This window comes from Allobosea sp. 10L422, from assembly GCF_056395345.1.
On the sequence record NZ_JBFTJI010000011.1, the window covers coordinates 21790 to 44516 of the forward strand.

Genomic DNA, 22727 nt, shown 5'->3' on the forward strand with positions numbered 1-22727 from the left:
GCCGCGCTGCCGACCACGCTAGACGGCGAATTCGGTGCGCCAGCGCGCGATATCGTCCAGCGCGACGTTCGATCCGCAGAGCACGAGGCAGACGCGCTCTCCGGGGCGGAACGTTTCCTTCCGCGCCAGCGCGGCCGCGACCACGCAGGACGCAGCGGGCTCCAACAGCACGCGGCCATTCTGGAGCACCCAGACGAGTTCGCGAACAGCTTCCGCGTCCGACACCAGGACGATTTCCTCAAGGAACTGGCGGGCCGCGGCCATGGTGCGTTCCGTCGCGAAGGGAGCGCCGAGCGTGCGCGCGATCGAGGTCGGGCGGATCGCGACCGGCTGGCCGGCGGCGAGCGCCTGGGTCATCGTGGTCGCGCCCTCGGTTTCGACGCCGTGCAGCCTTACGGCCGGATCCAAGCCCTTGAGCGCCGCGCCGACGCCGGCCGAGAGGCCACCACCGCCGATCGAGACGAAAACATGGTCGAGCCGCCCCCCGGCATCGGCGGCGAGTTCGAGGCCGAGCGTTCCATGGCCGGCGATGATCGCCGGATCGTCATAGGAATGAACATGGACCATGCCTTGCCGGGCGTAGTCCTCGGCCTTGGCGAAGGCGGCGACGGAATCCTCGCAGAGCTCGACCTCGCCACCCGCCTGTTGCGTCAGCTGGATGTTGAGCGCGGGCGTCGCCTTGGGCATCAGGACGAGGGCGCGGGCCCCCATGGAGCGGGCGACGAGCGACACTGCGATGGCATGATTCCCGCCCGAGACGGTGACGACGCCGCGCTTCAATTCGGCTTCGCTCAGCCCCATCAGCTTGTTGTAGCAGCCACGGACTTTGAACGAGCCGCCGAGCTGCAGGCTCTCGACCTTCACCCAAGTCTCGACCCCGAGCCGCTCGGACAAGCCGGCGCTGTAATAGGTCGGCGTGCGGCGGACCTTGCCGGCGATGCGCCCGGCTGCGGCCTGGATATCGGCGAGGGTAACATCGAACGGCATGGGCGCTTCTGTCCTCTCCCGGCTACGCGGTAGCCTTCCATGCTGCACGAGAGCGCGTCGGGCGCAGGGCCGTCAAGCACGAGAGGCGCGCTGCGCCTCGCCGATAACCGACAGGGGGATTAAGTCAGTCCGCCGGCGGCTCGCCCGCCTTGGGGCGCGAGCGGCCGGTCGAGCGCATCGGCAGCGGCACCGCGGGCCTGTCGGTGCGGTATTGGCCGCGGGCGATGGCGCCGAACAGCAGCACCACGGCGGTCAGCGTCATCAGCCACCAGGGCAGGAGTGGCGCGAAGCCGAAGACGGCGAGCGCGAAAGCGGTGGTGAATGCAGCAACGCCGCCGGCCGCCAGCGCGCCCGGCATGCGGCCGGCGGCGCGGATGGCGAAATACAGGCAAGCGGCAGCGGCCGCAGCGCCAACGAGGCCGAGCTCGTACCAGGTCTCGAACAGCAGGGTGGCCGGCGCGGGCTGCGGCAACATGCCCCTGAGCTGGTCGCGGACCACGGTATCGAGCCCGTGGCCGGTGATGAGCTCGATCGGCGACTGCCGGATGACATCCGCCCAGATCGACAGCATCTGCGCGAAATCGTCGGCGCTGTCCGGCAGTACGGAAACCAGTGGCGCGAGCAGGAACGGCAGCAGGGGGGCGAACAGCATCAGCCCGGCGATGATGGTTGCGATCACCTGCGCGGCCCGCTCGCGGCTGGCGGTGACGGCGCCGAAGGCTACCGCGCCGAAGAGCATCGCGACCGTTTCGCCGTCATCGAACCGCGTCAGCGCCAGCAGCGCCACGACGAGGGCGAGGCCGAGCGCGCTCATCCCGCGTTCGCGCGACAGCAGCCAGGCGAGAGCCGGCCAGGCGGTGATCAGGATGATCGAGACGCCGCGCTCGACGGCGCCTGGCGGCGTCTCCGCATGCCGCAGGGCCGCGATGATGATCAGCCCGAGCGCGAACATGCCGGCGCTGCCGGTGCCGAGCGGCGAAAGGTTGAGATTCGAGGAGCGCATCCGTTCCGGAAGCGCCGACAACCCGGTGAAGCCGAGCACGACGGCGAGCATCAGATTGCCGGCTTTTTCGGCGGCCGAGGTGGGGAAGGGGCTCCATACCAGCGAGAGCAGCGCCCAGGCCACGAGGCCGAGCAGGATCAGTCCGGGTCGGCTGAAAACGGCTCCCTTGAGGGAGCCGACGAATTTGGCGGGCTCCTCGATCAGCATCGCGATGATCAGCAATGCGATGCCGATCGGCACGAGGACGACGGCGGCGCGGCGCGAGACCAGCGCGGCCAGAGGCAGGACGAGCGCGAGCGTGCCGAAGCCGATGCGCCGCAGCAGCAGCGCGGCATCGGTGGCCGGGTCGAGCGGAGCTTGAGCGTTGTTACGGATCATGCGTTCCGGCGGGGTGATAGGCGGCAGCTCGCCCGGTTGCCCGAAACGAACCGATGCCACCCTAGCGAGAGTGCGGGCGCGCGACTGTAGGTGCGGCGCAACACTGCGCCGGCATCTCTCACGCGGGGAATGAACCCGCGGCGCCGGTGCCTCTGGCGCCTGGGGAGCGTTCGTGAGAGGAATCCGGCATGACCATGCTGGCTGCCATCCCCTATACGAGCGGTTTCCCGATCGACGCCTTCATGCAGGACGTGGCGACGCAGTTGAAGCGGCGCGGCCTGCGGCTTGGCGGGGTGGTTCAGCACAATGACGCAGCCTGCGACGATCGCTGCATGGCGATGTCGCTGGAGGATCTCGGCAGCGGCTATCGCTTTCCGATCAGCCAGGATCTCGGCGCGGGTGCCGCCGGCTGCCATCTCGATGCCGCCGGGCTCGCCGCAGCCGCAGCGGTTTTCGCCGGCGCATTGGCAGAGCGCGTCGATCTCGTCATGGTCAACAAGTTCGGCAAGCAGGAAGCGCTCGGCGAAGGGTTGCGCCATGAGATCGCCAATGCCGTGATGGCGGGCCTGCCCGTGTTGCTCGCGGTGCGCCGCGACTTCCTGCCGGCATGGCGCGATTTCGCCGGAGACGACTGGGTCGAACTGGCTGCGGATATGGCGGCGGTCGAACGATGGGTCGGCGATGCGATCCGGCTTGCGGCCTGACGCTGCCCTGACACAGATCCGAGGCGTGTCGGCATGACGACCCCGATGCTGCTTTCCACGTTCGGCCTCGTTCTCGCAGGCGGTCTCGCACGTCGGATGGGCGGAGGTGACAAACCGCTCGAACTGCTCGCCGGCAGGCCGATCCTTGCCCATGTGATCGAACGGCTTCGCGGGCAATGCGATGGCCTCGTCCTCAACGCCAATGGCGACCCGGCGCGCTTCGCGGCCTTCGGCATGCCGGTGGTCGCTGATACCGTGCCGGGCTTCGCCGGTCCCCTTGCGGGTATCCTCGCCGGCCTCGACTGGCTGGCCGAGCATCGGCCGGAAATGGAATGGCTGCTGAGCGTCGCGGCCGATACGCCTTTCATCCCGAACGATCTCGCCCGGCGCCTGCATGAAGCCCGGATCGCGGCCCAAGTCCCGCTGGCCTGCGCCGCCTCGGCCGGGCAGGCGCATCACGCCATCGGCCTCTGGCCGGTCCGGCTGCGGGAGGATTTGCGGCAGGCGCTCGCGGCCGGTGAGCGGAAAATCAGCCGCTGGACGCAGGGGCACGGCGTTGCCGTCGCGGAATGGGCTGCGGGACCCCTCGATCCGTTCTTCAACGTCAACACGCCGGGCGACCTGCGCGAGGCGGGGCGGCTCGCACGATTGCTGAGCTAGCCATCGCGGCGGCGGTCAGCGTTCCAGCAGGGCCTTCAGCGCCGCGAGATCCCGCGCGATCATGCCCGCATCGGCGGCCATTTCGTCGTCGGACATGCCGTCACGCTGGAACAGCGTGAAGACGATCTCGGCACCGTCGCCATTCGCTACCACCCGCATCGGATTGTGCATGGCCGGGCCGTGCTCGGGGACCACTGCATGGTCGAGCACGCCGTGGCGGTTCGGCTCGCTGAACAGGATGCGCATCGGTCCCATCGGGGTTTCGGCGCGCCAGGTCATGCCCTCGACATGCACGAAGCTGTGGCCGAGACCCTCCGCCCATTGTGGGAAATTCTCCGGCTCGGCCAGGAAGGCATAGACCTCCTCAACCGGGCGATCGATGCCGATGCCGATATGCCGGGCGCGCTGGATCGCCATCCCCGTTACTCCTTTATCTAGAACAAAAGAAGAACAAAATGAGCGAACTGTCAAGCGGCGGGCGGGAAGCGCCTTGCTTGAAACGGTGTCACTCGATGACGATGCGCGGCGCTGCTCTCATGGCCCCGCCGAGGCCGGCTTGGACCTGCCGTGCCAGCGCGACATAGGCTTTGGCATGGGGGCTCTGCGGATCGCTGGCGACGATCGGGCGGCCTCCGTCCGATGTCTCGCGGATCGGCATGGCGAGCGGAATCTCGCCGAGGAAGGGGATGTGCAGCCGCTCGGCTTCGTGCCGCGCGCCGCCATGGGCGAAGATGTCGGACTGGTGTCCGCATTCCGGGCAGATGAAATAGCTCATGTTCTCGACGAGGCCGAGGATCGGCACCGCGACCTTCCTGAACATGGCGACGCCGCGGCGCGCATCGAGCAAGGCGAGGTCCTGCGGCGTCGAGACGATGACGGCGCCGGCCAGCGGCACCTGCTGCGCCATGGTGAGCTGGGCATCGCCGGTGCCGGGCGGCATGTCGACGACGAGCACGTCGAGCTCGCCCCAGGCGACCTCGCGCAGCATCTGGGTGATCGCCGAGATCACCATCGGCCCGCGCCAGATCATCGGCGTCTCCTCGTCGACGAGGAAGCCGATCGACATCACCTTCAGCCCATAGGCCTCCATCGGCGCCAGCGTTCGGCCCGAGACGATCTGCGGCTTGCCGGTGATGCCGAAGATCTTCGGCATGGACGGGCCGTAGATATCGGAATCGAGCACGCCGACCTTGAGGCCGAGCGTCGAGAGCGCCACGGCGAGATTGGCCGCGGTGGTCGATTTGCCGACGCCGCCCTTGCCGCTGGCAACCGCGATGATCTGTTTCACCCCCGGCACGCCGGCCGGCTTCGGCGCGCCGCCGGGGCCGGGCCGCTGCGCCTGCTGGCGCGCCTGCATTCCGGCCGATGGAGGCGCCTTGTCGGCGGTCAGCCCGACGAGCACCTGGGTGACGCCCGGCAGACCGCTGACGGCGCTTTCCGCAGCCTTGCGGACCGGCTCCATCGCGCTGGCCTCGGTCGGGTCGATGCCGATCGCGAAGATCACCTTGCCGCCGTCGACGAGGATATCGCCGATGCGGCCGGATGCGGCGAGCGATTGTCCGCTCGCCGGCAGCTTCACCAGTTCGAGCGCCCGCAGGACATCGGCTTGGGAGACGGTCACGTCGTTGAACTCCGTTCGCTGGCGCGGCGCTAGGCCGCCTTGCGGATATGGAAGACGATGGCGCCGTCCGCATCCCCCTGCCGCTCGATGACATCGCCGGTTTCGCGCGCGAGGTTGGGCAGGTCGATCGCCGCCATCGGGTCGGTGCAATGCACGACGAGCAGGGCGCCGGCCTGCGCCGTGCTCAGGGCCTTGCGCACCCGCAACACCGGAAGCGGGCATTTCAGGCCACGCAGATCGAGCGGAATGGTGTCCATGGTCTCGCGCCCACTGGGCCGTTGTTGTCGCCGCTTCATAGGACGGCTGTTCGGGTGGGAGCAACCACGCGCCATGCCGCATGCTTGACCGGCCTCGTTTGGGCGAGGATGAAGGTGCAACGGACCCAAGCGCGCCGGGGTGGCGATACGGGCGCAGCTCCGGAAAGGACGAGTGCCGTGACGGGTAGGCGGGGCGGACCAGGAGGGGATATCGGATTGATCTCCCTCGATGAGGCGGGAGGCCGCTCGGCTGCCTGCGCCGAGCCGGTGCCGGGCGTGCTCGAGCTGCCGCTCGTCGAGGCGGATGGGCGTGTGCTGGCGGAAGCCGTGGTCGCGCCGATCGATTTGCCGCCCTTCGCGAATTCCGCGGTCGACGGCTATGCCGTCCGCCATGCCGATCTCCTGCCGGGTGCCGAGACCCGCCTGCCGCTCCTCGGCCGAACGGCGGCTGGCGATCCGGCCGGCACGCTCGGACACGGCGCTTGGCGCGTCTTCACCGGCGCTCCCGTGCCTGATGGTGCCGACCTGGTCGTGATGCAGGAGGATGTCTCGCTGAGTGGCGACGAGGTCATCCTGCCGTCCCCGGCGAAGCGCGGCGCCAATCTGCGCAGGGCTGGGGAGGATGTCGCCCGGGGGCAGGAGGTTCTTCCGGCGGGCCGGCGCCTGCGGCCGCGGGATCTCGGGCTGCTCGCCGCTTTGGGTTTGGAACGGGTGCGGGTCAGGCATCGCCCGCGCGTCGCGCTGTTCTCGACGGGCGACGAGCTGACCGAGCCCGGGCAGCGCTTGAGACCGGCGGCGATCTACGACGCCAACCGGGCGATGCTGCGTGCCCTGTTGGCGCGGGCGGGCGCCGATGTCGTCGATCTCGGCATTCTGCGTGATGAGCCCGCTGAGCTGGAGCGGCACCTGCGCGCGGCCGCCGGCGCCTGCGATCTGGTCGTCACTTCGGGCGGCGTCTCCGTCGGGGAGACCGATCATGTCAAGGCTGCGCTGTCGGCCTGCGGTTCGCTCGACCTCTGGCGCGTCGCGATCAAGCCGGGCAAGCCGATCGCGATCGGCGAGGCGGCCGGCACGCCCTTCATCGGCCTGCCGGGCAATCCGGTCGCGGTTTTCGTCGGGTTTGTGTTCGTCGCTCGGCCGCTGCTGGCGCGCCTTGCCGGCACGGTGGACGAAGCGCCGATCGTCTTTCCCGTCACGGCCGGCTTCCAGCATCGGAAAAAGCCTGGGCGCCGGGAGTTCCTGCGCGCCTCGCTGGAAAGGCGCGACGATGGCGCCGTGATCGCGCGCAGGCATCCCGGAGAGGGGGCCGGCTCTCTCGCCTCGCTCGCGCAATCCGATGGGCTGCTCGTGCTGGCGGAGGAACTCGAGCAGCTGGAGGAGGGCAGCAGCGTGCCCTTCCTCCCTTATGTCGGTTTGCTGGGCTGAAACCGCCGGGCCGCTTTAATCGCGCCGGAAGATGACGCTTGCGCTCCAGCCGAGGAAGAGCGCCAGCAGCACGGTCGCTAGGCCGTACAGCAAAGACCAGTCATAGGCCGCGGAAGCGAGCCGCTGCTCGATGCCGGTCTTGATCACCTCGAAATTCGTCTGCTGGCGCGCCAGTGGGACGCCACCGGAATAGAGAACGATGTCGACGGTATAGGAGCCGGTCGGCGCGGTGGCGGCGATGTCGATCGGCGCGCTGAACAGGCTGTTCGACAGGAAGGTGACGCCGCGCTCGTCATAGCCGTACAGGTCCTTGCTCTGCATGATCCTGACCAGACTTTCGCGGAAGCGGATCGAGCCGGGGTCGAGGTCGACCCAATTCCCCTGTGGCAGCTCGGCATTGGCGAGGCCGATGCGCCCCCGCCGCGCCGTTTCGGGGCTCATCATGGCCGAGATCGGCCGGTTGCTGGCGACGTGCAGGAAGACCGGATTGTCCGGGAAGCGGCGCTGCGACCGGTTGATCCAGATCGGGCCGAGGCGCTCCTTCTCGCGCACCAGAAGCATGCGCCGGGGGCCGCGGACGGTGACGATGATGTCGTAGGGATCGCCGCGCGCCACCGTGCGCCCGTCGCGCTCGACCAGGCCGAAGACCGTCAGCTGGCTGCCGGTGTAGTTCGAGGTGATCTGGATCTGGTGGCTCGACATCGCCGCGATCAGGGTCTCGGCCTGGGCCTTCGACGCGGCGAAGCCGGCGGAGAACGCGGCGAGGAGGGCGAGGAACCGCATCATCGCGCGCTCTCCGGCACGACCACCGAGAAGCGTTCGGTCGGCGGAATGAAGAGCTCGATGGCGAAGCGCAGGCCGACCGAGAGGATCAGCAGCGCCAGCAGCAGCCGGAACGATTCGACGTTGAGGTTGCGCGCCGCCCGGCCGCCGAACTGCGCGCCGATGACGCCGCCGACCAGCAGCAGCGTGGCGAGGATGAGATCGACCGACTGGTTGGTGACCGCGTGCAGCACGGTCGCGCCCGTCATGGTCACCAGGATCTGGAAGAGCGAGGTGCCGACCACCACCGCCGGCGGAATCCGGAAGAAGTAGATAAGCCCCGGCACCAGGATGAAGCCGCCGCCGACGCCCAGCACGGCGCCGATGAAGCCGATGACGATGGCGAGCAGCGCGATCGGCAGCACGCTGCAATAGAGGCCCGAACGATAGAAGCGCTGGCGGAAGGGCAAGCCCATCCACCATGGATGCATGCCGCCGCGCCGCTTCAGCCGCGCGGGCTTGCCGGCGCGCACGCGCAGCATGGCGCGCAGGGCGTCGTAGAGCATCAGCCCGCCGATGATCGAGAACAGCGTGACATAGGAGAGCGTGATGACGAGCTCGAGCTGGCCGAGCCGGCGCATCGTGTTGAAGAACAGGACGCCGAGCACCGTGCCGACGATGCCGCCGCTGACGAGGACGCCGCCAAGCTTGAGATCGAGCGCCCTGCGCCGGAAATAGGTCAGCACGCCGGTCATCGAGGAGCCGGCGACCTGCGCCGCCACGGTCGCGACCGCCACCGCCGGCGGGATGTCGAGAAAGATCAGCAAAGGGGTGAGCAGGAAGCCACCGCCGACGCCGAACAGGCCGGAGATGAAGCCGACCGCGCCGCTCAGGCCGAGCACCATCAGCACGCTGATCGGAAGCTCGGCGATCGGCAGGTAAATCTGCACTACTACCCCTCGCAAGGCGGGTGCATGGCCTTTGCCTGCACCGATTTGTCCCAGACTGAACCGTCCAGGTTAAAAGTTGTTGCTGAAATGGAAGACGGGCCGCTATCGGCCCGTCGTAAAAGATTATCGTTTTCCTTGCCGCGTCAACACGTCGAAAGGATGACGCTGCCGCGTTGGACTCAGCTGCGCGCCGGCTTGGCCGGCTTGGCCGCCGCCGCCGCGGTAGGCCCGGCGTCCCAGCCCTTGGCCGGCGGAGCCACCTCGTTGGCGATCGTATCTAGCGTCTTGGGCTTCCAGTTCGCGGCGGTCGTCCTGGCGGCAGCGAGCTCGTCCGGCTTCAGGCGCTGGGCAACCTCGTCGCGCTTGCGGGCGGCGTCCTCGTCGCCCTGATTGGCAGCGACCGAGAACCAGACGAAGGACTGGGCGAGGTCGGTCGGCGCCCCGAGGCCGCGGCCGAGCAGAACCGCGAGGTTGTATTGGCTGTCGCGCACGCCGAGTTCGGCCGCGCGGCGGAACCACTCCGTCGCGGCGGCATAGTCCGGCTTGCCGGAGACGCCCTCGGCATGCAGCACGGCGAGGTTGTGCATCGCCTTGGCGTTGCCGCGCTCGGCGGCGCGCTGGTACCAGATCCGGGCGAGCGAGAGATCGCGCTGCGTGCCGATGCCCTTCTCGAACATGTTGCCGACACGGAACTGGGCGGGGGCGAGTCCCGCGACGGCGGCGCGCTCGAACAGGCGCAGCGCCAGCTTTGCGTCGCGCTGCGCGGCGGGGCCGTCGGCAGCTTTGCTCGCCAGCTCGAAGACGGCGCGGGCATCGCCGTCGAAGGCGGCCTTGCGCAGCCCGGCGCTGCCGAAGCCGGCCGGCAGATCGCCAACCCCGGTGACGCTCTGAACGGATTCGGGTGTGACGGTCGCGGAGGCTTCCGTCTGTGCCGCGGCCGGCGCCGGTGTCACGAGGGGCGGCGGGACGGCGGCTGGTTGATCCGGCACGGCCTGGCCCGGAATCAGGTTGGCCGGCGCTGCCAGCGGTGCAGGCGAGAGCGCCGAGGACTGGTCCTTGGCAGGCGGAAGGTCCTTGGCCGGAGCGGGATCCTTGGCCGGAGTCTGCACGCCCTCCGGCGAGGCTTCCGGCTGGGCGATCAGGCTACGCGCCGCGGTGCTCGCTGTCTTGGTGCCGTCGCCACGCATCACGCCGGTGACGACATGGGCCGTGCCCATCGCCAGGATCAGCGCGGCGAGGCCGAGCAGCAGCGGGCGCTTGCGCTTCTCCAGGATCTCCTTGAGCTTGCCGGAGCTCTTCGCTGCGGGTTCGGAGGCGGCTGCGGGAGCGCTGGCGGCGGCTTCGCTGGCGGCCTTGGCCGAGCGCCGGGCGGCAGCGATCAGGCTCTGCCGCACCGATTGGGCGTCCTGTCCGCTGCTGGCGGCGCTTTCGGGTCGCGGGCGACCCGAACCCGGCTCGAGCGGCAAGTCGAAGGCCGCGCTTGGCAGTGCGGGGCCGGATTCGCCCAGAGCCGGCGCGGCCGAGGCGCCGAAGCGATCCTGCGCCGCCGCGCTGACTGCGGGGCCGGCATGGTCGCGAGCCCCGAACGCGGGCGCGCGGACCGCAGGCGTGTCGCTGCGGGCGGCAGGGGCCTGGAGCGGCGGCGCGTTCCGGCGCTCGCCCTGCAGCTCGGTTTCGAGGCCGGCGAGCCGCGCCATGATCGCCTCGAGCGACAGATGGACGGCGCCCAGCGCGTCCTGGGTCTGGCGCTCCGACGAGACATGGGTGTCGCGCATGCCGGTGACGAGGCTCGACAGCTCGGCAATGCTCTTGCCCGGCGCCGAGGTGCTGGCCGCCTGGACGAGGGCCGCGCGTTCGGCCGCCGTTTCCTCGCGCATCGAGCGCAGATGGACGACCAGATCCTGCAGCGTGCGCTCGATGCCGTTCTCGGCCGAGCGGGTCGCCGCCGCCTCGTCGAGCCGGGAGGCGATGCCCGAAATCTGCTGTTCCAGCGCTTCGAAGGACTCCGCACCGGCGCCGGGGGCTCCGGCCTCGTCGATCTTGTCGGCGAGATGGCGCAGCATCTGTTCGATCGGGCTCAGATCGACCGGCGCAGCGGACTCGGCGGCCCCGACCATGCGGGAGAGCTGGCTCGACGCGGCCAGGCTCTCGATCCGGCCGGCCAGCGCTTCGATCTGGCGGGTGACGGCAGACGGGCCCTGCTCCGCGAGCAGCTCGATGCGGTGCTGCAGCGCGTCGATGCGGTTGTCGAGATGGTCGCCATGGCGCTGCGCGGTGACGTCGTCGAATTTGCGCGACAGCAGGTCGATCTGGCTTGCGAGCGAAGCCAGGGGAGCGGTGTCGAAATCCTGCGGGCGGCTGGTCAGGACCGCGCTGCGGACATCCTCGATCGCTGCCGAGAGATTGCGCATCTCCCGCAGGTCCGGCTGGGTTTCGCGCAGCCGGCCGATCTCGAAGCCCAGCGAAGCGACCTGCTGGGAGAGATCGTCGAGCCGATGATCCTGCCCGCCGGACGGCATGAGGCTGCGCAACTCGGCAATGTCGCGCAGGACGGGATCGAGATTGGTCGTCTCGCTCCCGCGCGCCGCCAGCGCGTCGACCTTGGCGGCCAGATGCGCGATCTCATGCTGGAAGCGCTGGTAGCTGTCGCCGGCCCGATCCTGCGATAGCCGGGAAACCTCGGCCTCGATTCGTGTCAACGGCTTGAGCAGCGGCTCGAACTGGTCGCGCCGGTCGAAGTGGTCGAGGCGCTCGGCCAGGGCGGCGATCTTGGCCTCGATCGCGCTGGTGTCAGGCTGGCGTGGCTGCGGCGCTGCAGGGCGCTGCCCAGCGCGCCGGCCCTCCGAAGACAGCCGCGAGCCAAGCTCGCGCAGATCCTCGCGCAGGGCGGAAATGCGTTCCGGCGTGACGTTGGCCGCCCGCGAAGGCGAAGGAATGATCTCTTCGTTGTCGAGAACGCGCTGGCGCGTGCGGATGTCGGTGACGGCCGCCTCGAGTCCGTCGCGGCTGAAGGCGAGGCGTGGCGACGGCTCCACTCGGTTCTGAGCCTCTTGGCTGCGGCGCTCGATCTCGGCAATGCGCTCGCCCATCGTCTTGATCGCTTCTGCGATGACGTTGGTCGCGCGCTCCTGCCGCTCGGCGGCGCCGCGCTCGCTCGACGACAGACGATCCTCGGTCTTCTCGATCCAGCGCGTGATCGAATCGAGAGCACCGGCGGTCCGGCTGCTGGCTTCGCGCGTCAGGCGCTCGATGTTCGCGGCCTGGCCGATGAAGGCGTTGAGTTCCGAGCGCGACGGCGCCGGGTCGACCTTGCGGGGCGCCGTGTCCGTCTGCGCGAGCGAGAGACGTGCCAGCCGCTCGGACAAGGCTGCGATGTCGAGCTGTTCGGGCATCGCGTCAGCCGGCGCGGGGGCCTCGCTCTCGTCGCGGATCTTGTGGTCGAGCCATTCGCCAAGCGTCATGCCGGCGCGGCGAGCTGCCGCCTTTGCCGCGTCGCGCGTCCGGGGATCGACGCCCTTGACGCTCCAGGGCAAGCTGGTGGCCATGTTCTCGCTCGCCTACGGGGCCCTGTCTCCCGGTGAGCGCGGCCCCCTGATGCCGCCACCCCCGCGCGAACCTTGGCAGTCGTGAAAACAACGTTGACGACGCCGATACGCGTTCCCGACATTTGGCCGGCATGGTAAACAGCGGGTTAAGAAACGGCTTCGAGACCGTTAATTTTTTGCGAATGGCGCGCGGGAGGCTTTTGCCGGCGCTGATGTAACGGTAACTTACCCCGCAAACGGACGTATTACCTGACGCAACGATAGCGCCTTCCCTATGAGGAGGTATCCCGATCGACGCTGCCGTACGGACAGCGATTCGATCACCGAAAGGAACGAAACCTCCATGTCACGCCAAAATCTGGCTATGGCGGGTTCTTCGAGTCACGAAGCCCGCTCCGCGATGCCTACCCAAGCTGATGAGGCCGGCGAATACACCATCAGCGATCTTGCCCGCGATTTCGGCGTCACACTCCGGACCCTTCGCTTCTACGAGTCCCGCGGCCTGATCGCGCCGACGCGCTCCGGTATGGCGCGTGTCTATTCGCCTCGCGATCGCGCCCGCCTCGCGCTAATCCTCAAGGGCAAGCAGCTTGGTTTCACGCTCGTCGAGATCCGCGCGATGCTCGCCAACGAGGACAAGAAGGGTGCTGCCGACAAGGCCGCCAATGTCGGCGGGCTGCAGCTCAGCCGCGACCAGATCGTCGAGCAACTCGATCTGCTGCGCAGCCAGCGCGCCGAGATCGAGAGCGCGATCACCGAGCTCGAGGCCTCGCTGTCCCGTATGCCTAAGGCCTGATCGCTGCCGCATCAGCCTTCATGAAACCCCGGCTGTGCCGGGGTTTTTTGTTGCCGCATGGACAGTTTCCGTCCGCAGAGTGACAAAATGTCGGTGTACCCGTTGCAAGTCGAATGAGATTGTTTATATGTGAACTATATTGAGGCGCTCCCAAACGGAGGCGAGCGGCCCGCGACGAGAGGGAGGACCACATGCCGGTCTACAAGGCGCCCGTCGACGATACGCTTTTCCTGCTCAACGACGTTTTCAATATCGAGCGCTACAACAATCTGCCCGGCTTCGCCGATGCGAGCGCGGACGTGATCGAGGCCGTGCTCGGCGAGGGCGCGAAGCTCTGTGAGCAGGTCCTCCAGCCGATCAACTACTCCGGCGACCAGGAGGGCTGCACGCGCCACGCCGACGGTCGCGTCACCACGCCGAAGGGCTTCAAGGAAGCCTATGAGGCCTATGCCGGCGGCGGCTGGATCGGCCTCGCCATGGACCCGGAATATGGCGGTCAGGGCCTGCCCTACACGCTCGGCGCCGTGATGAACGAGTACGCTTCGGCTGCGAACATGGCCTTCGCCATGTATCCGGGCCTGACCATGGGCGCGATCGCCGCGCTCTACGTTCATGGCTCGGACGAGCAGAAGCGCGCCTACCTGCCCAAGATGATCGAGGGCAAATGGTCGGGCACGATGAATCTGACCGAGCCGCATTGCGGCACCGATCTGGGGCTGCTCAAGACCAAAGCCGTGCCGAACGGCGATGGCTCCTATGCCATCTCCGGCACCAAGATCTTCATCTCGGCCGGCGAGCAGGATATCACCGAGAACATCATCCACCTCGTGCTCGCCCGCATCGAGGGCGCACCGGCCGGCACGAAGGGCATCTCGCTCTTCGTCGTGCCGCGCAACAAGGTAAGCGCTGACGGCTTCGTCGGCGAGAACAACCACGTCTCCTGCGGCTCGATCGAGCACAAGATGGGSATCCACGGCAAYKCRACCTGCGTCATGAACTAYGATGGCGCGCAGGGCTGGCTGGTCGGCGAGGAGAACCGCGGGCTCAACGCCATGTTCGTGATGATGAACGAGGCCCGCCTCGGCGTCGCCATCCAGGGCCTTGCCCAGTCCGAGGTCGCCTACCAGAACGCTGTCGTCTATGCCAAGGAGCGCCTGCAGGGCCGCTCGCTGACCGGCCCCAAGAACATTGCGGGACCGGCCGATCCGATCATCGTCCACCCCGACGTGCGCCGCACGCTGATGTCGATCAGGGCCTTCAACGAGGCGGCGCGCGCCTTCGTGCTCTGGAATGCGCTGCAATCCGATATCGCCCATCGCTCGGGCGACGCCGCCGAGCGCCAGGCGGCCGACGACCAGCTCGGCCTGATGACGCCGGTGCTCAAGGGGGTGCTCACCGATATCGGCTTCGACAACGCGGTGAAGGCGCAGCAGATGTTCGGCGGCCACGGCTACATCGCCGAGACCGGCGTCGAGCAGTTCGTGCGCGATGCCCGTATCGCCATGATCTACGAGGGCGCCAACGGCGTGCAAGCGATGGACCTCGTCGGCCGCAAGCTCGGCCGCGACGGCGGCCGCGGCATCATGGCCTTCTTCAACGAGGTCGGCGGCTTCCTCAAGGAGAATGCCGAGAACGAGGCGCTGAAGCCCCTGCTCGGGCCTCTCCAGGTTTCGCTCGGCCACCTCCAACAGGCAGCGATGTGGTTCATGAACAACGCGCTCGCCAAGCCGGACAATGCCGGCGCCGGCGCGAATGACTTCATGCATCTGCTCGGCCTGGTCTCGCTCGGCTATATGTGGGCGAAGATCGCCAAGGCGGCGTTGGAGAAGCTCAACGCCGGCGCCGACGGCGCGACCGAGCGGATGAGCGCCAAGCTCGTCACCGCCCGCTTCTTCATGGAGCGCACCTTGCCGGAGACCGCCGCGCATCTGGCGCGGATCACCGCAGGGGCCGACACGACCATGGCTCTGGCGCCCGAGCAGTTCTGAGGCTGCGGCTCAAGGGCACGTCATGCTCGGGCTCGACCCGGGCATCTCTTGATGAGTTCGCTGGATGAGGAGATGGTCGGGGCAAGCCCGACCATGACGTCCGGCAGGAAACAAAGCCGCCGGGTCGCGGCAGGCCAGGGAGTTCCCTCGATGGCAGACGCATTCATCTACGACCACGTCCGCACGCCGCGCGGCAAGGGCAAGGCGGACGGTTCGCTTCATGAAGTGACCGCGATCGAGCTCGGCACCCAGACCCTGCGCGCCATCAAGGACCGCAATGGCCTCGATCCGCTCCTCGTCGAGGACGTGGTGATGGGCTGCGTCGATCCGGTCGGCGAGGCCGGCGCCGACATCGCCCGCACCGTGGCGCTCAAGGCCGGCTACGGCAAGGAAGTGCCGGGCGTGCAGATCAATCGCTTCTGTGCCTCCGGCCTCGATGCGGTGAACCTCGCAGCCGCGCAGGTCATGTCCGGCCAGAAGGAGATGACGATCGGCGGCGGCGTGGAGTCGATGTCGCGTATCGGCATGGGCGCCTCGGGCTTCGGCATCGCGGTCGACCCATCAGTCGCGATCGACACCTATTTCATGCCGCAGGGCGTCTCGGCCGACCTGATCGCGACGAAATACGGCTTCTCGCGCGACGATGTCGACGCCTTCGCCGTCCGCTCGCACCAGCGCGCCGCCCAGGCTTGGAAGGAAGGGCGCTTCAGGAACTCGGTGATCCCCGTGACCGACGTCAACGGCCTCACCATCCTCGACCACGACGAAACCATCCGGCCGGACGCCAATATGCAGGCGCTTGCGGCGCTGAAGGCCTCCTTCGTACAAATGGGCGAGATGGGCGGGTTCGATGCGGTCGCGACCGCCGCACATCCGGATGTCGAGTTCATCAACCACGTCCACCACGCCGGCAATTCCTCCGGCATCGTCGACGGCGCGGCGGCCGTGCTCGTCGGCTCGAAGCGGGCCGGCAAGGCCGCAGGGCTGAAGCCGCGCGCCCGCATCAAGGCCTTCGCCACAGTCGGCTCCGACCTCGCGCTGATGCTGACCGGGCCGATCGATGTGACCGAGCGCGTCCTCAAGAAGGCCGGCATGACCACGAAGGACATCGACCTTTTCGAGCTGAACGAGGCCTTCTCCTCGGTCGTGCTGCGCTACCAGCAGGCGCTCGACATCGACGATGCCATCCTGAACGTCAATGGCGGCGCGATCGCCATGGGTCACCCGCTCGGGGCGACCGGCGCGATGGTGCTGGGCACCGTGCTCGACGAGCTGGAGCGGACGAACAAGCAAACCGCGTTGGTGACGCTCTGCGTCGCGGTGGGCATGGGCGTCGCCACCATCATCGAGCGCGTCTGAGCGGAAGGGCAGGGAGAGAGATCATGAACCTCACCAATTTCCGCTTCGAGAGCGACGCCGACGGCATCGCTGTTGCGACCTGGGACATGCCGGGCCGCTCGATGAACGTCATCACCCCCGAGGTGATGGAAGAGCTCAACCAAATCGTCGACAAAGTCGCCGCTGACGAGGCCATCAAGGGCTGCGTCATCACCTCCGGCAAGGAGAGCTTCTCGGGTGGCGCCGACCTCACCATGCTCCAGGGGCTGCGCGACCTCTATGGGAAGCTCGCCAAGGAGAAGGGCGAGGCGGTCGCGATGCAGAGCTTCTTCGACGAGAGCCGCAAGCTTTCGCTGCTCTATCGCAAGCTCGAGACCTGCGGGAAACCTTTCGCCGCCGCGATCCACGGCGTTTGCCTCGGCGGCGCCTTCGAGCTCTCGCTGTCCTGCCAGTATCGAGTCGTCTCCGATGATGCCTCGACCCGCGTCGGTCTGCCCGAGATCAAGGTCGGGCTGTTTCCGGGCGCCGGCGGCACCCAGCGCGTGGCGCGGCTGATGCAGACCGGCGACGCCTTGCAGATGATGTTCAAGGGCGAGCAGGTGAAGGCTTTGCCGGCGCGCAATTCCGGCCTCGTCCATGCCGTCCTGCCGCGAGCCGAGATCGTCCAGAACGCCAAGGACTGGCTCAAGGCCAATCCGCAGGCGACGCAACCCTGGGACCAGAAGGGCTTCAAGCTGCCCTCGAACAAGGTGCATTCGCCGGCCGGCATGCAGATCTGGCCGCCAGCCAACGCGATCTATCGCCGGGAGACCAACGACAACTATCCGGCCGCCCGCGCCATCCTCTCGGCAGTCTATGAAGGGCTGCAGCTGCCGATCGATCTCGGCCTCAAGGTCGAAAGCCGCTACTTCGCCAAGATCCTGCGGACGAAGGAGGCGGCTTCGATGATCCGCTCACTCTTCGTCTCGATGCAGGAATTGAACAAGGGCGCCCGCCGCCCGGCCGACGTGCCGCCGTCGAAGCTCAAGAAGGTCGGCGTTGTCGGCGCCGGCTTCATGGGCGCGGGTATCGCCTATGTCACGGCGCAGGCTGGCCTCGAGGTCGTGCTGATCGACAAGGACATCGAGGCGGCCGAGAAGGGCAAGGCCTATTCGCACAAGCTGGTTTCCGACCAGATCATGAAGGGCCGCGCCAAGACCGCCGATCGCGACGCGCTGCTCGGCCGCATCAAGGCCTCGGCCGATTATGCCGATCTCAAGGGCTGCGACCTGATCGTCGAGGCGGTCTTCGAGGACCCGAAGGTCAAGGCCGAGGTCATCGCCAAGGTCGAGGCCGTGGTCGGTCCGCGCACGATCTTCGGCTCCAACACCTCGACGCTGCCGATCACCGGCCTCGCCGAGACCAGTCAGCGCCCGAAGAACTTCATCGGCATCCATTTCTTCTCGCCGGTCGAGAAGATGCTGCTGGTCGAGGTCATCATGGCCAAGAAGACCGGCAAGAAGGCGCTCGCCATGGCGCTGGACTATGTCCGCGCGATCAAGAAGACGCCGATCGTCGTCAACGACGTCAGAGGCTTCTACGCCAATCGCTGTGTCGGCAACTACATCCGCGAAGGCCATCTGATGCTGATGGAGGGCGTGCCGCCGGCGATGATCGAGGCGGCCGGCAAGCAGGCCGGCATGCCGGTCGGCCCGCTCTCGCTCAATGACGAGGTCGCGGTCGACTTGGCCTACAAGGTGCTGAAGGCGACCAAGGCTCAGCTCGGAGAGGGCGCGGTCGATCCGGCGCAGGAGAAGCTGCTCGCCGACATGGTCGAGAAGCACGGCCGTCTCGGCCGCAAGAACCGCAAGGGCTTCTACGATTATCCGGAAGCCGGGCCGAAGCGCCTCTGGCCGGGGCTCGCCGATCTCGTCGGCAAGCGGCTCGACCCCGAAAGCGTTGACATGGAGGAGCTGAAGCACCGCCTCCTGGTGACGCAGGCGCTGGAAGCCGCGAAGACCTATGAGGAAGGCGTCGTCACCGATCCGCGCGAGGCCGATGTCGGCTCGATCATCGGTTTCGGCTTTGCTCCTTTCACCGGCGGCACGCTCTCGTACATCGACAATATGGGCGCTGCCGCCTTCGTGAAGCTCTGCGAGAAGCTGACCAAGGCCCATGGCGAACGCTTCAAGCCGAACCGCCTGCTGAAACGCATGGCCAAGACCGGCGAGAGCTTCTACGGCACGGCAGAGAAGAAGGCGGCGGCCTGAGCGTCCGCCAGCCATGGCCGTCCGCCCGATCTTGCGTTTCCCCGATCCGCGTCTGCGCGTGGCCGCCCTGGCGGTCACGCGCTTCGATGCCGATCTGCGGGAACTGGCGACGGATCTGCTCGACAGCATGCGTGCCGCGCCAGGGATCGGCATCACGGCGCCGCATATCGGCGTTCTGTCGCGGCTGGTCGTTCTGGAACTGGCGCCGGGCGAGGTCCGGACCTACGTTAATCCCGTCCTCGACAGCGTGTCGCGCGAGACCATCCGCCATGTCGAGGGCAGCGTCTCGATGCCGGGTGTCACCGATGAGATCGAGCGCCATTCCCGCGTCCGGGTGCGCTATCGCGACCTCGACGGAACGGAGCATGTCGAGGAGGCGGAGGGCCTCCTCGCTGTCTGCCATCAGCACGAGATCGACCAGCTCGACGGGATCTTCTGGATCGACCGCCTGTCGCGGCTGAAGCGCGACAGGCTAATCGCGCGCTACAACAAGCTGCGGCGGGGATAGGAAGAGCACCGTTCGGGTGCGGGCCGTCATGCTCGGGCTTGACCCGAGCATCTCATGACGCGGAGGCTCCGGCACGTTGTCTTGCCCGAGATTCTCGGGTCAGAGCTTCGCTCCGCCCGAGAATGACGCCCGGTGTCTGCGCCTCAGTTCGCAACCGACCGGATCGTCCGGCGCAGCTTGCCGATCAACTCCTCGACCTGCGATTCCGTGATGATCAGCGGCGGCGAGAAGGCGATGGTATCGGCGGCGGTCCGCACCATCAGCCCTTCTTCGCGGAAGAGGCGGTCCATGGCTTCGAACGCACGCTTGCCGACGCCATCGGCGCGCGGGGCGAGGTCGACGGCGCCGACGATGCCGAGCGTACGGATGTCGACGACGTTCGGCTCGCCCTTCAGGCTCATCACCGCGTCGGCCCAGGCGCCTTCCATCGCGTGTGCGCGCTCGAACAGGCCTTCGTCGCGGTAGATGTCGAGCGTCGCCAGGCAGGCGGCTGCCGCCAGCGGGTGGCCCGAATAGGTGTAGCCGTGGAACAGCTCGATGACGTTGTCCGGGCCGCCCATGAAGGCGTCGTAGATGTGCTTGCGCACGATCACGCCGCCCATCGGCACCGTGCCGGAGGTCACGCCCTTGGCGAAGGTGATCATGTCCGGGATCACGCCGTAGCGCTCGGCGGCGAAGGCGAAGCCGAGGCGCCCGAAGCCTGTGATCACCTCGTCGAAGATCAGCAGGATGCCGTGCTTGTCGCAGATCTCGCGCAGGCGCTTGAGATAGCCTTTCGGCGGCGGCAGCGCGCCGGTCGAGCCCGCCATCGGCTCGACGATGACGGCGGCGATGGTCGAGGCGTCGTGCAGCGCGACGATGCGCTCGAGATCATCGGCGAAATGCGCGCCGTATTCCGGCTCGCCCTTGCTGAAGGCCTGCTTCTCGCGGTCATAGGTATGGGCGAGGTGGTCGACGCCGGTCAGCAGCGAGCCGAAGAATTTGCGGTTGTTCGACATGCCGCCGACCGAGATGCCGCCGAAGCCGACGCCGTGATAGCCGCGCTCGCGGCCGATCAGCCGGGTCTTCGCGGCCTTGCCCGAAACGTTCCAATAGGCCAGCGCGATCTTGAGCGCCGAATCGGCCGCTTCCGAGCCCGAGCCGGCGAAGAAGACATGGTCGAGATCGCCCGGTGCCAGCGCCGCGATGCGGGCGGCGGCGGCGAAGACCTTCGGGTGGCCGTACTGGAAGGACGGGGCGTAATCGAGGTCGCGCGCCTGCGCCTGGATCGCCTGGATGATCGGCTCGCGGGCATGGCCGGCATTGCAGCACCACAGGCCCGCCGTGCCGTCCATCACCGGCTTGTTCTCGGGCGTGTAGTAGAACATGCCCTCGGCACGGGAGACCATGCGGGGGTTCTTTTTGAACGACCGGTTGGCCGTGAACGGCATCCAATAGGCTTCGAGGTCGTTCGGCGTGCCGATGGCGGAGGATGTGGAAGTCATCGAAGGCCCCTGTGGATTAACCTTGGTTGAACCTAGCAGGCGAAAGCGGACTGTAAATTGCCATGATGGCACGCCATGGCTGCGCCGAACGGATGACGGCTGGAGCGAAGGCCGCAGGTGACGTTAGGTCGCCGATGGCGTAATCTCCCCGCTTGGGGCACAGACGAACGGACCCCGATGACGGACGGCGATAGTGATCCTGGACGGCTGGACGAACGGGCCGCGGCGATCCTTCGTGCGGAGTTGGCCCGCGTCCTCGCTTCCGATGCCTTTCGCGCCGCACCTCAGCTTTCGGCCTTCCTGAGCTTCATCGTCGAGCGCACGATCGAGGGGCGCGCGGCCGAGCTGAAGGGTTATACCATCGCGGTGGAAGGCCTCGGGCGGCCAGCCGATTTCAACCCGCAGATCGATCCGATCGTTCGGGTGGAGGCGGGGCGGCTCAGGCGTGCGCTGACGCAGTACTATGCCGGCGAGGGACAGGGCGATCCGGTTGTGGTCTCGATGCCCGTTGGAGGGTATGTTCCCGTCTTCGAGGTCGTCGATCCGGATACGGAGATGACGTGGGAACAGACCTCGGTCCTCGCCCTTCGCGACGATCCCCCAGTGACGGAGGCACTTCCGGTCGCAAAGGCGGCCGATCGCGTCGCCACGCGGCGTTGGTCCATCGTCACGGCGGCGGCGCTTGCTCTGGGGCTTCTTACGCTCGCCTGGTGGTATCTGGCGCCGGCTGACACGCCGGCCGGGCTGAGTTCGGCCAAGCTAAACGGGAACGAGCAGGTCGCGGGTGCGCAGCCGGCGATCACGGCCCCCCTCCAGCTCGTCCGCGTCGCCATAACGATCCCGGTGGTGCCGTCGGATCCCAAGCTGGCAGGCATCCTCCACCGGTTTTCCGATCTGCTGGTCGATGCCATGGCCCGCTTCGACGATCTCGTGACGATCAAGGCCCCGCCGCCGGGAACTGCGGCGCCCGCGGACGTCGATTATGTTTTCGAGATGAACGTTCAGGCTGTCGACAGCGGCGTCGAGGGGCTGGGGCGTCTGCGTTCGGTCCGGGACGGGCGCATCGTCTGGACGGCGTCCTCCGGCCGGCCGTCGCTCGAACTCCTGCAGGATTCCGAGCTTGCCGAGATGGCGCGCAACCTGGCGACCAGGCTGACGGAGCCCTTCGGCATCATCCCGGCCGACATACGCCAATCCCAGTCGTTATCGGCGGTTCGTTGCATCCTGCAGGCTTTCGATGCCCGTCGCACCATGGTCCCGGAAGACCATCTCGCTGCCCGGTCCTGCCTTGAAAGGCTGATCGAGCAGGACCCGAGCTTCTACCCGGCATGGGCCCATCTCGCCATCATGACGCTTGGAGAATACGGTTCGGGCTTCAATCCGGACGACCTCGTTCCCAAGGCGGGCGAGCAAAAAGACAAGCCGCCGCTCGATCGCGCCCTCGCCGCGGCTTTGACGGCCATCCGCCTGGCGCCGTCCGGTGCACGGGCCTATCAGGCCATGATGAAGGTCCTGTTCCTGCGCGGATCGACCGAGGAGGCGCTTCAGAAGGGACGGGACGCTCTGACGCGCAATCCCTATGATCCGGACATCATGGCGGATCTCGGCGCGTTCTATGTTCGGCGCGGCCGGTCGATAGAGGGTTTGCCGATACTCGAGCGCGCGGCTGCGCTCAGTGTCGGGCGGCCGCCGCGCTATGACTTCTACGCTTTTCTCGGAGCCTATCTGATCGGCGCCAAGAAGGTTTCGGAGACCTATGCCGCCATGCTGGCAGCCGATACGAGCCCCTTCGGCCTGCTGGCCCAGGCCCTGAGCGCGGCGTCGGAGGACGATGCGGCGGCCCAGGCGAAAGCCATTGCGCAGCTTCGGGACAAGGCTCCGCTCTTCAAGAAGGACCCGCACGCATACCTTGCCCGGAAGGGTTTCGCCGACGAAGTGGCGAGCCAGGTTCTGGCGCCGCTCGGCCTCGACAAGTCCTGACAGGCCCTCGCGCACCGCTGCGCTCCCCGCTTCGCGGCCCGCGCGGACGATGGTGACGCCCGGCGGACGAGGCTGCTCGCATAACGCGGCGC

18 protein-coding genes are annotated in these 22727 nt (G+C 67.7%); 9 read left to right on the plus strand and 9 right to left on the minus strand.

What is annotated here, in order from left to right; translation table 11 throughout:
• Nucleotides 1-18: 18 nt before the first annotated feature.
• Entirely contained in the window at nt 19-987 is a 969-nt protein-coding gene (locus AC1DEZ_RS19940) for a threonine ammonia-lyase (protein WP_441510828.1), read from the minus strand.
• Nucleotides 988-1111: 124 nt separating this feature from the next.
• Nucleotides 1112-2368, minus strand: coding sequence for a peptide ABC transporter permease (locus AC1DEZ_RS19945; RefSeq protein ID WP_441510829.1), 1257 nt, complete (start codon nt 2366-2368; stop codon nt 1112-1114).
• Nucleotides 2369-2556: 188 nt separating this feature from the next.
• Here AC1DEZ_RS19945 and AC1DEZ_RS19950 point away from each other — a divergent pair, with 188 nt between their 5' ends.
• Complete coding sequence (locus tag AC1DEZ_RS19950; RefSeq protein ID WP_441510830.1) at nt 2557-3072, plus strand: DUF2478 domain-containing protein; 516 nt, start codon at nt 2557-2559, stop codon at nt 3070-3072.
• Nucleotides 3073-3105: 33 nt separating this feature from the next.
• On the plus strand, nt 3106-3732 hold the full coding sequence (mobA, locus tag AC1DEZ_RS19955) for a molybdenum cofactor guanylyltransferase MobA (RefSeq protein ID WP_441510831.1): 627 nt from the start codon (nt 3106-3108) through the stop codon (nt 3730-3732).
• A 15-nt stretch (nt 3733-3747) separates the two neighbouring features.
• On the opposite strand, the gene AC1DEZ_RS19960 is transcribed toward mobA, so the two are convergent.
• From AC1DEZ_RS19960 to AC1DEZ_RS19970, 3 genes are all read right to left on the minus strand, one after another.
• A complete protein-coding gene (locus AC1DEZ_RS19960; protein ID WP_441510832.1) occupies nt 3748-4149 on the minus strand; it encodes an SRPBCC family protein in 402 nt (133 codons plus the stop codon).
• Between the two features lie 88 nt (nt 4150-4237).
• Entirely contained in the window at nt 4238-5353 is a 1116-nt protein-coding gene (locus AC1DEZ_RS19965) for an Mrp/NBP35 family ATP-binding protein (RefSeq protein ID WP_441510833.1), read from the minus strand.
• 29 nt (nt 5354-5382) lie between these two features.
• Nucleotides 5383-5610: a sulfurtransferase TusA family protein gene (locus AC1DEZ_RS19970; protein WP_441510834.1), complete on the minus strand. Its 228-nt coding sequence runs from the start codon at nt 5608-5610 to the stop codon at nt 5383-5385.
• Between the two features lie 210 nt (nt 5611-5820).
• On the opposite strand from AC1DEZ_RS19970, the gene AC1DEZ_RS19975 reads away from it, so the two are divergent.
• Nucleotides 5821-7035, plus strand: a complete 1215-nt coding sequence (locus AC1DEZ_RS19975; RefSeq protein ID WP_441511187.1) for a molybdopterin molybdotransferase MoeA — start codon at nt 5821-5823, stop codon at nt 7033-7035.
• A 15-nt stretch (nt 7036-7050) separates the two neighbouring features.
• Here the strand turns inward: AC1DEZ_RS19975 and AC1DEZ_RS19980 are convergent, their stop codons facing one another.
• The 3 genes from AC1DEZ_RS19980 to AC1DEZ_RS19990 form a co-directional block, all read right to left on the minus strand.
• On the minus strand, nt 7051-7821 hold the full coding sequence (locus tag AC1DEZ_RS19980; protein ID WP_441510835.1) for a TIGR02186 family protein: 771 nt from the start codon (nt 7819-7821) through the stop codon (nt 7051-7053).
• On the minus strand, nt 7818-8747 hold the full coding sequence (locus AC1DEZ_RS19985) for a sulfite exporter TauE/SafE family protein (protein ID WP_441510836.1): 930 nt from the start codon (nt 8745-8747) through the stop codon (nt 7818-7820). The genes AC1DEZ_RS19980 and AC1DEZ_RS19985 overlap by 4 nt, the downstream gene beginning before the upstream one ends.
• A gap of 179 nt (nt 8748-8926) precedes the next feature.
• Entirely contained in the window at nt 8927-12292 is a 3366-nt protein-coding gene (locus AC1DEZ_RS19990) for an SEL1-like repeat protein (RefSeq protein WP_441510837.1), read from the minus strand.
• A 400-nt stretch (nt 12293-12692) separates the two neighbouring features.
• Between AC1DEZ_RS19990 and AC1DEZ_RS19995 the strand changes: the two genes are divergently transcribed.
• The 5 genes from AC1DEZ_RS19995 to AC1DEZ_RS20015 all read left to right on the plus strand — a co-directional run bounded on the left by AC1DEZ_RS19995 (nt 12693) and on the right by AC1DEZ_RS20015 (nt 19171).
• Nucleotides 12693-13088: a MerR family transcriptional regulator gene (locus AC1DEZ_RS19995; protein WP_441510838.1), complete on the plus strand. Its 396-nt coding sequence runs from the start codon at nt 12693-12695 to the stop codon at nt 13086-13088.
• 191 nt (nt 13089-13279) lie between these two features.
• Entirely contained in the window at nt 13280-15076 is a 1797-nt protein-coding gene (locus AC1DEZ_RS20000; RefSeq protein ID WP_476780555.1) for an acyl-CoA dehydrogenase C-terminal domain-containing protein, read from the plus strand.
• A 150-nt stretch (nt 15077-15226) separates the two neighbouring features.
• Nucleotides 15227-16435: an acetyl-CoA C-acetyltransferase gene (locus AC1DEZ_RS20005; protein ID WP_441510840.1), complete on the plus strand. Its 1209-nt coding sequence runs from the start codon at nt 15227-15229 to the stop codon at nt 16433-16435.
• A gap of 23 nt (nt 16436-16458) precedes the next feature.
• Nucleotides 16459-18663 (plus strand): 3-hydroxyacyl-CoA dehydrogenase NAD-binding domain-containing protein, encoded by a 2205-nt coding sequence (locus AC1DEZ_RS20010; RefSeq protein WP_441510841.1) that lies wholly within the window; start codon nt 16459-16461, stop codon nt 18661-18663.
• A gap of 13 nt (nt 18664-18676) precedes the next feature.
• Entirely contained in the window at nt 18677-19171 is a 495-nt protein-coding gene (locus tag AC1DEZ_RS20015) for a peptide deformylase (protein WP_441510842.1), read from the plus strand.
• A 143-nt stretch (nt 19172-19314) separates the two neighbouring features.
• On the opposite strand, the gene aptA is transcribed toward AC1DEZ_RS20015, so the two are convergent.
• The gene (gene aptA / locus AC1DEZ_RS20020; RefSeq protein WP_476780556.1) at nt 19315-20655 is read right to left on the minus strand and encodes an omega-aminotransferase AptA; all 1341 of its coding nucleotides are present in this window, start codon (nt 20653-20655) and stop codon (nt 19315-19317) included.
• 177 nt (nt 20656-20832) lie between these two features.
• On the opposite strand from aptA, the gene AC1DEZ_RS20025 reads away from it, so the two are divergent.
• On the plus strand, nt 20833-22635 hold the full coding sequence (locus tag AC1DEZ_RS20025; RefSeq protein ID WP_441510844.1) for a tetratricopeptide repeat protein: 1803 nt from the start codon (nt 20833-20835) through the stop codon (nt 22633-22635).
• Nucleotides 22636-22727: the final 92 nt, after the last annotated feature.

What these genes read in the sequence shown, in the direction of transcription:
- AC1DEZ_RS19940 (WP_441510828.1), bottom strand. Translation starts at nt 987, where the DNA reads ATGCCGTTCGATGTTACCCTCGCCGATATCCAGGCCGCAGCCGGGCGC.
- AC1DEZ_RS19945 (WP_441510829.1), bottom strand. Translation starts at nt 2,368, where the DNA reads ATGATCCGTAACAACGCTCAAGCTCCGCTCGACCCGGCCACCGATGCC.
- AC1DEZ_RS19950 (WP_441510830.1), top strand. Translation starts at nt 2,557, where the DNA reads ATGACCATGCTGGCTGCCATCCCCTATACGAGCGGTTTCCCGATCGAC.
- mobA (WP_441510831.1), top strand. Translation starts at nt 3,106, where the DNA reads ATGACGACCCCGATGCTGCTTTCCACGTTCGGCCTCGTTCTCGCAGGC.
- AC1DEZ_RS19960 (WP_441510832.1), bottom strand. Translation starts at nt 4,149, where the DNA reads ATGGCGATCCAGCGCGCCCGGCATATCGGCATCGGCATCGATCGCCCG.
- AC1DEZ_RS19970 (WP_441510834.1), bottom strand. Translation starts at nt 5,610, where the DNA reads ATGGACACCATTCCGCTCGATCTGCGTGGCCTGAAATGCCCGCTTCCG.
- AC1DEZ_RS19980 (WP_441510835.1), bottom strand. Translation starts at nt 7,821, where the DNA reads ATGATGCGGTTCCTCGCCCTCCTCGCCGCGTTCTCCGCCGGCTTCGCC.
- AC1DEZ_RS19990 (WP_441510837.1), bottom strand. Translation starts at nt 12,292, where the DNA reads ATGGCCACCAGCTTGCCCTGGAGCGTCAAGGGCGTCGATCCCCGGACG.
- AC1DEZ_RS19995 (WP_441510838.1), top strand. Translation starts at nt 12,693, where the DNA reads ATGCCTACCCAAGCTGATGAGGCCGGCGAATACACCATCAGCGATCTT.
- AC1DEZ_RS20005 (WP_441510840.1), top strand. Translation starts at nt 15,227, where the DNA reads ATGGCAGACGCATTCATCTACGACCACGTCCGCACGCCGCGCGGCAAG.
- AC1DEZ_RS20010 (WP_441510841.1), top strand. Translation starts at nt 16,459, where the DNA reads ATGAACCTCACCAATTTCCGCTTCGAGAGCGACGCCGACGGCATCGCT.
- AC1DEZ_RS20015 (WP_441510842.1), top strand. Translation starts at nt 18,677, where the DNA reads ATGGCCGTCCGCCCGATCTTGCGTTTCCCCGATCCGCGTCTGCGCGTG.
- aptA (WP_476780556.1), bottom strand. Translation starts at nt 20,655, where the DNA reads ATGACTTCCACATCCTCCGCCATCGGCACGCCGAACGACCTCGAAGCC.
- AC1DEZ_RS20025 (WP_441510844.1), top strand. Translation starts at nt 20,833, where the DNA reads ATGACGGACGGCGATAGTGATCCTGGACGGCTGGACGAACGGGCCGCG.